8 protein-coding genes are annotated in these 10,249 nt (G+C 74.2%); 5 read left to right on the top strand and 3 right to left on the bottom strand.

All coding sequences use genetic code 11. From position 1 onward, the window contains the following. Positions 1-1,953: LuxR family transcriptional regulator (locus AB0F10_RS41030; protein WP_360638603.1), on the bottom strand; the 1,953-nt coding region annotated here is incomplete at its 3' end. A 362-nt stretch (positions 1,954-2,315) separates the two neighbouring features. Between AB0F10_RS41030 and AB0F10_RS41025 the strand changes: the two genes are divergently transcribed. Together AB0F10_RS41025 and AB0F10_RS41020 are read left to right on the top strand one after the other, a co-directional pair. After that, positions 2,316-3,785 (top strand): dynamin family protein, encoded by a 1,470-nt coding sequence (locus AB0F10_RS41025; protein WP_360638600.1) that lies wholly within the window; start codon positions 2,316-2,318, stop codon positions 3,783-3,785. An 88-nt stretch (positions 3,786-3,873) separates the two neighbouring features. Then, positions 3,874-5,835, top strand: coding sequence for an Hsp70 family protein (locus tag AB0F10_RS41020; protein ID WP_360638597.1), 1,962 nt, complete (start codon positions 3,874-3,876; stop codon positions 5,833-5,835). Here AB0F10_RS41020 and AB0F10_RS41015 read toward each other — a convergent pair. Beyond that, positions 5,822-5,977, bottom strand: coding sequence for a hypothetical protein (locus AB0F10_RS41015; protein WP_360638606.1), 156 nt, complete (start codon positions 5,975-5,977; stop codon positions 5,822-5,824). The genes AB0F10_RS41020 and AB0F10_RS41015 overlap by 14 nt on opposite strands. 76 nt (positions 5,978-6,053) lie before the next feature. Here AB0F10_RS41015 and AB0F10_RS41010 point away from each other — a divergent pair, with 76 nt between their 5' ends. Then, complete coding sequence (locus AB0F10_RS41010; protein ID WP_360638594.1) at positions 6,054-6,860, top strand: hypothetical protein; 807 nt, start codon at positions 6,054-6,056, stop codon at positions 6,858-6,860. Between the two features lie 48 nt (positions 6,861-6,908). Continuing rightward, the gene (locus tag AB0F10_RS41005; protein WP_360638591.1) at positions 6,909-7,652 is read left to right on the top strand and encodes an FHA domain-containing protein; all 744 of its coding nucleotides are present in this window, start codon (positions 6,909-6,911) and stop codon (positions 7,650-7,652) included. Between the two features lie 3 nt (positions 7,653-7,655). Here AB0F10_RS41005 and AB0F10_RS41000 read toward each other — a convergent pair whose 3' ends face one another. Beyond that, positions 7,656-9,224 carry a protein kinase domain-containing protein gene (locus tag AB0F10_RS41000; protein WP_360638588.1) on the bottom strand — a complete coding sequence of 523 codons (1,569 nt, stop codon included), beginning with the start codon at positions 9,222-9,224 and terminating at the stop codon, positions 7,656-7,658. 180 nt (positions 9,225-9,404) lie between these two features. Here AB0F10_RS41000 and AB0F10_RS40995 point away from each other — a divergent pair. Then, positions 9,405-10,249 (top strand): M23 family metallopeptidase (locus AB0F10_RS40995; RefSeq protein ID WP_360638585.1); only part of this gene is annotated, 845 nt, incomplete at its 3' end.

The following is a 10,249-nucleotide window of genomic DNA, read 5'->3' as shown; positions in this document are numbered from 1 at the left end:
GTCGTCCGGGCTCACCTCGCCGGCGAGGGCGGCGGCCCACCGGGTGGCCGCACGGCATTGGGCCCGCTGGCGGGCGCCGCCGGGTTCGAGGCCGCCGAGCCGGCTCGCCGCGGCGGCCGCGGCCGGCTGGTCCTCGCCGACGACGGCGATCTGCAGCCGGATCCAGCCGAGCGACACCGCCCAGGCCTCGGGCCGGCCGAGCCGGTCGACGACCGCGTCCAGGTCGTCGAGGATCGGCGTGATCCGCCGGTGGTGGCGCAGCCGGGCGGCGGCGACCAGCAGTTCCTCGACCATCTCCAGCTGGAACAGGTCGACCGCGCGCCGCGCCAGTACCGGCTCGGCGAGCGCCCACGCCGCGCGGAGCTGGGCGATGTCGCCCCGGCGCCGGGCGATCCCGGCGGTGAGGCAGGCGAACACCAGGCGTTCGCGGCCCGGTAGCGGCGCGCCGGACAGTCGTTGCAGCTCGGCGAGGGCCGTGTCGTATCGGCCGGCCCGCAGCCGCACCCAGGCCAGCAGCAGCCGGTGCCGGTTCTGGGCGACGGGCCCGCCGGCACCGGACGTCAGCGCGCGCTCCAGCAGGTGCTCGGCGGTCGCGGTGTCGCCGGCGGTCACCGCGACCAGCGCGCCGAGCGCGTGCGGCAGGTCGGGCAGCAGGACCGCCGGCGGCGCCTGCTCGCAGGCCTCGGCCGCCTCGATCAGCATCGGCAGGGCCGTCGCGGGGTCGCCGATCGCCAGCGCCGCCTCGGCGAGGCGGCGCAGCGGCAACGGGGCCGGGCCGGTCGCCGCCGAGCGCGCCGGTTCCGGCTGACCGGTGGCCATCAGCGCCGGACCGGCCAGGACCGGGCCGGGCGGGCCGATGCTCCGCAGCGCCTCGGCCCCCCGCCCGGCCCGGCCGTCGTGTGCCGCGGCGGCGCCGGCGACCAGGGCCAGCCGGGCCGCGTCGGACTGCGATGCCGTCGCCACGTCCAGGTCGACGGGCAGGCCGAGCAGGATGGCCGCCTCGGCCCGGCCGGCGGCGACGACGGCCGGATCGGCGCCGGCGTTGAGCGCCTCGTCGTACCAGGACAGGGCGGCACCGGGCGCGGCGAAGCGGAGCCGGTCGGCGGCGCGGGTGTAGACGTCGGCCGCCGCTGGGGTACGCGCGCGGGCCGCGCGCAGCTGCTCCGCGGCCAGGACCGGGTCGGCGCCGGTGGCCAGCAGGGCCGCCGCCACGGTGTCGTGCAGCCGCCGGCGCTCCGGCGGCGACAGGTCGGCGAGCACCGCGCGGGCGACCGCCGGGATCATTCGCTCGCCGTCGGGCGTCAGCAGCCCCTGGTCGCGCAGCGCCCGCGTCGCAGCCGCCGCCCGCGCCGGTTCCAGCCGGGCCGCCGCGCAGACGACGTCGTCGTCGAGCTCCACACCGAGCGCGAGGATCACGGCCAGCTCCGCGGTGTCGCGGCCGGGCCCGGCGAGCCGGCGCTGCAGCCGGGCTACCAGCGCGGGCGGCGTGCCGTCCGGTGCGGCGGCCACCGCCTCGGCCACGGCGGCCAGGCCCGCCGACGCGGTCCGCACCGCGGCCACGTGCTCCGCCGTCGGCGGCCGGCCGATCGCGGCGGTGACCAGCGCGCAGAGGGCTTCGGTGTCGAGCGGGCCGAGGTGTTCGACCGTTCCGGTGGCGGCGACCGCCTCGTCCAGCTCGGCCAGTTCCGGCCCGTCGATCGTGGGGCGGCGGGCGATCACCATCGGCGTCCCGCCGCGGGCGGCGGCGGCCAGCACCCGCAGCGCCTCCGGTGGCAGCCGGTGCGCGTCGTCGACGAGGACCATCGCGCCCTCGGAGCCGGCGCGGGCCAGCAACGCCTCCAGGTCGCCGACCGTCGTGAAGATCACGGGAACGAACGGCCGGCCGGCGGCCGCGGCGATCTCGCCGAGCCGGCGGGTCCGCCCGGCGCCGTCCACTCCCACCACGACAGTCACCCGTGCTGTTCCCTCCTAGCCCCCGTCGACCTGGCAGTTTACGGATGTGCTCAGCGTGAACCCCCTGGCCACGTTCCGACACAACGCTGTCGGAAAGCCGAAAGGCATCGTGGCTCCACGGTGCCGCCCGGTGGGCCGTTCGGCCGAGCGATACCAGACCGCCCGGCGCCTTGCTCCGCGAGCCCGCGCTCCACGAGGCTTGTTCCTGGGTGGCATGCTCGGGGCGTCTGCCAGGCCGGACCACGGTCAGTGCACACCAGGCAACGGAACGCACCGAGGCAGACCGGGAAGCAGCGACGTGAGGATGTGGGGTCCGAGTTGAGGATCCGGATGCTCGGGCGGCGGTCGTGCGCGGTGACCGGATGAGCCTGATCGACCGTACGCGGGCCGCGCTCGGCCAGGCCCTCGACGTGTACCGCGGCACGCCGTACGAGCGGCGGCTCGCCGCCGTGCGCGACCGGCTCGACGAGCCGCTGCGGGTGGCCGTCGCCGGCCGCATCAAGGCCGGCAAGTCGACGCTGCTCAACGCCCTGGTCGGCGAGCGCCTGGCGCCCACCGACGCGGGCGAGTGCACCCGCATCGTCACCTGGTACTCCGACGGGCACACCTATCAGGTGACGGCCCATCCCTACCAGGGTCCGCCGCGGCAGCTCCGGTTCAGCCGCGAGGACGGCGCCATCGAGATGGACCTGGGCGACCTCGACGTGGACGAGGTGGCGCAGCTGCAGGTCAGCTGGCCGTCGCAGGCACTGCGGACGGTGACGTTGATCGACACCCCGGGTATCGGGTCGCTGTCCGAGAAGACCTCGCTGCGCTCCTGGAACCTGCTGGCGCCGGACGACGAGGAGACCCCCGCCGACGCCGTCATCTATCTGATGCGCCACCTGCACAGCAACGACGTCGAGTTCCTGCGCGCCTTCCACGACGTCGAGGTGTCCCGGCCCAATCCGGTCAACGCCATCGGGGTCCTGTCCCGTGCCGACGAGATCGCCGTCGGCCGGCTCGACGCGATGGCGTCGGCGCGCCGGATCGCGGGCCGGCTGAGCACCACCCCGAGCGTGCGGCGGCTGGTGCAGTCCGTCGTGCCCGTGGCCGGCCTGCTCGCCGAGACCGCGACGACCCTGACCGAGGTGGAGTTCGCCCGGTTGCGCCGGATCTCGCAGCTGCCGGTGGCCCAGGCCGAGCAGCTGCTGCTCTCCGCCGACCGGTTCGTGCAGACCATGCCGGAGCTGGGCATGACCTCGATCGAGCGGGAGTCGCTGCTGGGCCGGTTCGGTCTGTTCGGGCTGCGGCTGTCCGCGGCCCTGCTGCGGCACGGCACCTGCGGCACCGCGACGGAGCTGGCCCGGGAGCTGACCGAGCGCAGCGGGCTGGCGCAGCTCCGGGAGGTGCTCGGCTCGCTGTTCTTCGAACGCCGCGACGTGCTCAAGTCCCGGTCCGCGCTGCTCGCCGTGGCCGAGGTCACCCGCGTCAGCCCCCGGCCGGGCAGCGACAAGATCGCCGGCGCGGTCGAGGAGATCATCGCCTCGGCGCACCCGTTCAACGAGCTGCGGGTGCTGTCCAGCCTGCGTTCCGGATGGGTGACCGGCAAGCCCGACGTCGTCGCCGAGCTGGAGCAGCTCATCGGCGGCGCCGGTGCCGCCGTGCACCAGCGGCTGCGGCTGCCGCCGGACGCGTCCGGCGCGGAGCTGGACGCGGCGGCGGACGCGGCGCTGGCCCGCTGGCAGCGCCGCGCCGAGAATCCCCTGACCTCGGCGGAGATGGCCGTAGCCGCGCGGGTCGCCGTCCGATCCTGCGAGGGCATGATCGACGACAGACGACGGCTTCGATGAGCTTGTGGTGAGTACCGTAAGAGCCGCGACCCGCCGCGCGACGACCTGACGAACCTGGTATTGATGATCATAATCGGAGCATCCATCGATGTACGCGCTTGGAATTGACCTCGGAACCACGTTCACGGCGGCGGCGATCTGGCGGGACGGCCGGGCGGAGACCGTCTCGCTCGGCGACCGGAGTGCGGCCATCCCGTCGGTGGTCCTGCTGCGGCAGGACGAGACGTTCCTGACCGGAGACGCGGCGCATCGCAGGGGATTCTCCGAGCCGCAGCGGGTGGCACGCGAGTTCAAGCGCCGCCTCGGTGACACCACTCCGTACCTGCTCGGCGGCGTGCCGCAATCCGCCGAGGCCCTGATGTCGCGGCTGCTGCGGTCGGTGGTCGACGAGGTGACCCGCCGGGAGGGCGGCGCGCCCGCCGCGATCTGCATCACGCACCCCGCGAACTGGGGTCCGTACAAGATGGATCTCATGCGCCAGGCCGCGCGGATGGCCGACCTCGACCTGCCGGTGATCTACACGACCGAGCCCGAGGCGGCGGCGGTCAACTACACCCAGCAGCAGCGTGTCGAGCAGGGCACCGTCGTGGCCGTCTACGACCTGGGCGGCGGCACCTTCGACGCCGCGGTGCTGCGCAAGACCGCGACCGGGTTCGAGGTCATGGGCCAGCCCGAGGGCATCGAACGGCTCGGCGGCACCGACTTCGACGCCGCGGTCTTCAACCACGTCCGCACGGCGCTCGACGGCAAGCTGGAGGCGCTCGACGAGGACGACTCCGCGGCGATCAACGCCGTGGCCCGGCTGCGGGACGAGTGCGTGCAGGCCAAGGAGGCGCTCTCCTCGGACACCGACACGACCATCCCGGTCCTGCTGCCGGACGTGTCCACCGAGATCCGGCTCACCCGGGCCGAGTTCGAGGCGATGGTCCGCCCGGCGCTGCACGGATCCGTCGAGGCGCTGCAGCGGGCCCTGCGGTCGGCCGATTGCACGCCGGAGCAGGTGCATTCGGTGCTGCTCGTCGGCGGCTCGTCCCGGATGCCGATCGTCGCCCAGCTGGTCGGCTCGGAGCTGGGCCGGCCGGTGGTGGTCGACGCCCATCCCAAGCATTCGGTCGCGCTCGGCGCGGCCTGGCTGGCCGGCGGGACGCTCGCGAAGCCCGCCGCCGCCGCGCCGCCGGTCCAGATTCCGCCCCGCCGGCAGGCGACACCCGCGACCCCGCCGGCCGCTCCGGCGCCCCCGGTCCAGCCCGCGCGGCCCGTTGCCGCCGCGACCCCGGCGGCCAGGCCGGCGCCGGTGACGTACCGCGCCGAGCCCGTGGCACCGGCTCCGGCAACGCGTGTCTATCCGTCGTCGCAGAGTGCCGCCGCCCCGACCGTGGTCGGCAACATGGGCCTGCCGGCGCCCGCCGCCCGCCCGGCCGCCCAGTCCGCGCGGGCCCGGACGTTCGTGTCGGCCTCGGCCGCGCAGGGGCTCGATTCCCCGGCGACCTCGAAGCCGGCCGGCCGGCGCCGGGGCGCCCTGATCGCAACGGGTGCCGCGCTGCTCGTGCTGCTCGCCGCCGGCGTGGCCGGCTATGCGCTGACCAAGGGCGACGACAAGGGCGACGGCAAACCCGCCGCGGCGAACGGCCAGGCCGCCACGATCCCGGCCGACGAGCAGTGCACGGACGAGATCAAGAACAACCCGCGCTGGGTCTGCCTCACCTCGGCGAAGGTCGCCGACGGCACATTCACCGTCGAGTACAACGCGGAGTTCGGCGGCGCCCAGCCCTCCAAGTCCGGCGGATGGCACCTGCACATCTGGGGCAGCGACGGCACGAACCCGCCGGACGAGATCATGGGCGAGCAGGCCCCCGAGGACCAGCAGGGGACCTGGTACGTCGACGACGAGCAGCCGTCGGTGATCGGGACGGACGAGCCGGCCTTCGTCAAGGCCATCGGCCACGCCCCGAAGGTGTGCGCCCGGGTCGCGAACTCCCAGCACGGCCTCGTGCCCGACGACAACGGCACCTACAAGACCGGCAACTGCGTACCGATCAAGTGGCAGTGACGCCCTTCACCGCGATGAGGCTCAGCAGGTCGGCGTGGGTCTCCTCGTCGGCGGCCACGACGAGGCCGCCGGCGGCGGCGTCCGGGGCACGGCCGTCGATGCAGGTCGCCAGCCGGCGGCGCGAGCAGCGCAAATTCGACATACTTCCGCCCATTTCTTGATCCAGGAGTGGCCGACCGGCCGTGCCGGAACCGGTTCCAGATCCGTAGCGTGCGGTCGTGACTCAGCCAGCCATCTCCGCGGACACCCCGGCCGCCCTCCGCCGGCCCGCCGCCGTGACCGTGGCGTTCGCGCTCCAGGTCGCCCTCGCCGGGACGCTGCTGCTGATGGTCGGGGTCGCGATCGCCGACGCCGTTCACTACGACGCCCTGATCGACCAGGCCGCCCGGGCCGCCACCTCCGGCGGCGACGACGCGGGGTCGGAGCGCGCGGCGAACCTGTCCAGCGCGTTGCTCACCGCCGTGCCGGCGCTGCTGCTGGCGGCGTGGCTCGGCATCACGGCGATCTGGGTGCGCCGGGGCAGCAACGTCGCGCGGATCCTCACCCTGGTGGGGATCGGCGCCCCGGTGCTGCTGGGCGCGCTGGCGTGCGTCTTCGGCAGCCTGTTCGGGTTGCTGCTGGTCGGGCTCATCACGGCGGCACCCGGCGACGGTTTCACCGACGGCGAGGAGCTCACCGACGACGAGTCCTTCACCGCTTGGGAAGGCTCGGACTTCTACGCCAGGCTGGATCGCCTGGACGGCAAGGGCTGGTCGGTCGCGTTCGACGTGCTGGGCATGGTCACCGTCATCGTGGCGCTGCTGCTCGCGGTCGCGACCGTCGTCCTGCTGCTGACCAGCACCTCGCACCGGTTCTTCCGCCCGTGGCGGCCCGCGCCGCTGTACCGCCACCCGGCGCCGTTCCACGGATATCCGGCGCCGTTCCACGGATATCCGGCGCCGTTCCACGGATATCCGGCGCCGCCGCCCTGCCCGTACCCGCCGGCGCACTGGCCGGGGCCGGGGCAGCCGCCGCCAACCGGTTGATCGTCTGACCGGTGCGGGCGCCGCGTACTCTGCCGGTGGCGGCTCGAGGTGGAGGCGAACGTGTGGATGGCCGGCGTCATCGTGCAGAGCTGTGACGATCCCCCCAGCGTGCGTGAGCTGGCGCCGGGTCAGGCGGCCACGTTCGGCCGCGGCGCGCCGCAGTCGCCGGTGGACATCGTCCTGCCGGACGCGGCGATCTCGCGGGTGGCGGGCCGCATTCTCGCCGTGGAGGATCACTGGCTGGTGAGCAACCTGAGCGCCCGCCGCACCTACGTCATCGAGAACCCCGAGGGCGGCGGCGAGTTCATCAAGGTGGCGCCGCGCCGGCTGGAGATGCCCGTACCGTTCGAGTTCTCCCGGGTCGTGGTGCCCGGCGCGGACCGTCCCGCCGCCTTCTACGTCTTCGCCCCCCAGCACGCCTACGCCGACATCGCCGAGGCCCCCGACGGCTCGGCCGACGCCACGCGCACCTCGTTCCCGATGGACGAGACCGCGAAGTACTTCCTGATCCTGCTGGCGCTCTGCGAGCCGCGGCTGCGGAACCCCTCCAGCCCGGTCATCCCCACCGCGCCGGAGATCCTGGAGCGGCTCGCCGGGGTGCCGGCCGCGGCCGGCCTGACCCGGGCGGCGGTCAACTTCCACATCGGCTACCTCGCCCGCGAGAAGCTGCGGGTGAAGACCCCGGCCGACGCGGAGAACACCAAGGCCGACTGGCAGCGCAGCGCGCTGGTGTCGCTGGCGCTGCAGTTCGATCTCGTACGCGGGGAGCACCTGGCCTTGCTCGCCGGATAGCCGTCACGAGGCCGAGGGGAACGGCGCGACCGGGCGGTACCGGGTGAGGGCCGCGCGCAGGCGCTCGATGTAACGCGTCAGCTTGGGCCGGTTGCGCGGCACCCCGCCGGCGGCGCGCACCACGTCCGCCGAGGTCCGGTAGGCGGCGGCCAGGTTCTCCTCGGGGCTGCCCGGCACCTCCTCGAGCGCGGGCGCCATCGAGCACAGGTATCTGCCCACCGCGGGGATGGACACCTCGGGCGGAAAGGGCGGCGGGGGAATCCGGTCCCGCTCCCCGGGCGGCAGGTAGAACTTGAGTACGGCCGGAGTCCAGCGCGCGATGCCGTACTCGTCGGCGGCCGGATCGGACAGCCCGGCATCGAAGTTGCTCTCGGCCTTGAGCAGCGCCGCCACCAGCCACGGCGTCACGGCCTTGTTCTCCGGGCACATCACGCCCGCCCGGACGATGAGCTCGTAGTAGGCCGGCGGAATGCCGGCGTCAGTACGGAAGTAGCGGTCGTATCCGGGCGGCGGCGCCGAGGCCTGCGGCACGGGCTGCCCCGCCGGGGGCCGCGGCCACAGGACCGCGAGGGTGATCCCGGCGGCGCCGAGCAGTCCCACCGCGGCGGCGACGCCGGGCCGCGAGGCCAGCGCCCGCCGGAGCGGGCCCGGCCGTCCGCCGCCCGGGGACGCGACGATCTCCAGCACCCGCCGGTGCATCGTCGCGGCGTCGTAGCGCTTGCGGCTGGCGTGGTCCGGCGCCAGGCAGTCGGCGATGAAGCGCCGCCACGGCTCGGTGAGCACGTCCGGCAGGTTGAGCGCCGCCCTGCCGCTCGCGTAGCCGGCGGCCGCGGCGGCGCGCGCCCGCGAGGTCACCCCCGGGAAGGGAAGCCGGCCGGTGAGCAGCAGGCACGCGGAGATGCCGAGCGCCCACAGGTCGGCGGTCTGCCGCACAGGCGTGCCGCGGGGCCGCACCGGTTCGGCCCACCGCTCCGGTGGCACGAAGTCGGAGGTGCCGCCGGGCGGCAGGTACGCGTGGGTGCCGTCGAGGTGCGCCGCCAGCCCGAAGTCGGCCAGCCGCACCGAGCCGTCCGGCATGAGCAGGATGTTGCTCGGCTTGAGGTCGCCGTGCACCCAGCCCGCCCGGTGCAGGTACGCCAGGGCGGCGCAGGTCTCGGCGATGATCCGGGGTGCTTCCCGCAGCCCCGCGCCGCCCGCCCGGTCCAGCGCCGCGGCCGCGGACCCGGCCGCGAGCTCCAGGGCCAGGACGGTCCCGCCGTCGAGCGCCGGGTTGGCCGGATCGTCGATGACCAGGACGTCCAGCACCCGGATCAGGCCGGGGTGCTCGACGTGGCGGTGCACCGCGACCTCGCGGCTGGTCATGTCCGCGAGGTGACTGAGCTGGCGGGCGGTCAGGGTGCCGGTCGCGATGAATTTGAGCGCGGCCTCGCGCGGCTGGTCCTCAACCCCGGCACCGACCCGCGCGGCGCGGTAGACGCTGCTCCAGCTGCCGCTGGCCAGGGCTTTCCCCACGCACCAGCCGCCGACGCGGTATCCCGTCGGCACCCGCACGGTGCAGGTGTCCCGCTCCATGGCTCTCCCGCGTTTCGTGGCCGACCACGGGCCATTATTCACAGCGATCGCTGTCCGGCGCCATGGCGAAGCACGGAGTTCATCGATGGGAACCTGCAACCTTGCAGGTTCCCCCGGGGCGCCGCCCGCGCGAGGCTGCATCACGCATCCCGGCCTTCCCCCAATCCCCGGAGGACACCCATGCGAGCCAGATTCCTACTCGCCCGCGTCGCGGTCGCGCTCGGCGCCGTGCTCGCCGGCACCGCGGCGGCGACGCCCGCACAGGCGGCCACGCCCAGCTTCAAGGCGCCGTTCCCGTGCGGGCAGCGATGGACCTATTCGCACCACAGCCAGGAGGTGCGCCAGGCGCTGGACTTCATCCGCAACGACGGCGGCACGACGGCGGGCGCCCCGGTGCTGGCCTCGGCGGCCGGCACGGCGGCGCGGCGTTCCCAGCCCAGCGGCGCCGGCAACTACATCGACATCAACCACGGCGGTGGCTGGCACACCTATTACTTCCACCTGCAGGCCTATTCGGTCGGCGACGGCGCGTACGTCGCGCAGGGCCAGCAGATCGGCGTCACCGGCACGACCGGCAACTCCACCGGCGAGCACATCCACTACGAGCAGTTGTACAACGGCGTCGGCCAGAGCATCGTGATCGACGGCGCGTCGCTGGCGCCGTACCCCGGCAGCTACAACTCCAAGTCGCTCACCAGCACCAACGGGTGCGGCGGTTCGAGTCCGGGCAAGTACTGGGTGGACACCAGCGCCAGCGCGCCGGTCTACGCCTCGGCGACCAGCACCACGCAGACCGGAACCCTCAACCAGGGCACCAACTACGTCTTCTGCAAAACCTGGGGCCGCCAGATCGGCACCGGCAGCAGCTACAACCACTGGTGGCTCAAGACCGACCCCGACACCGGACCCGCCGGACAGTACGTCTCCGCGTACTACCTCAGCCGCTGGGGCAACGACGAGGCCAAGGACAACAACGGCACCGTCATCCCCGACTGCGCCGGCGGAACCCGGCCCAAATACTGGGC

Source organism: Actinoplanes sp. NPDC026623 (genome assembly GCF_040638275.1).
Taxonomy (GTDB): Bacteria; Actinomycetota; Actinomycetes; order Mycobacteriales; family Micromonosporaceae; genus Actinoplanes.
Note: the sequence above shows the minus strand (reverse complement) of the source record. Positions and strands in the feature narration are given on the sequence as shown.

Bases quoted from the DNA above. Each gene is read 5' to 3' on its own strand.
- AB0F10_RS41025 (WP_360638600.1), top strand. From the start codon at position 2,316: ATGAGCCTGATCGACCGTACGCGGGCCGCGCTCGGCCAGGCCCTCGAC.
- AB0F10_RS41020 (WP_360638597.1), top strand. From the start codon at position 3,874: ATGTACGCGCTTGGAATTGACCTCGGAACCACGTTCACGGCGGCGGCG.
- AB0F10_RS41015 (WP_360638606.1), bottom strand. From the start codon at position 5,977: ATGTCGAATTTGCGCTGCTCGCGCCGCCGGCTGGCGACCTGCATCGAC.
- AB0F10_RS41000 (WP_360638588.1), bottom strand. From the start codon at position 9,224: ATGGAGCGGGACACCTGCACCGTGCGGGTGCCGACGGGATACCGCGTC.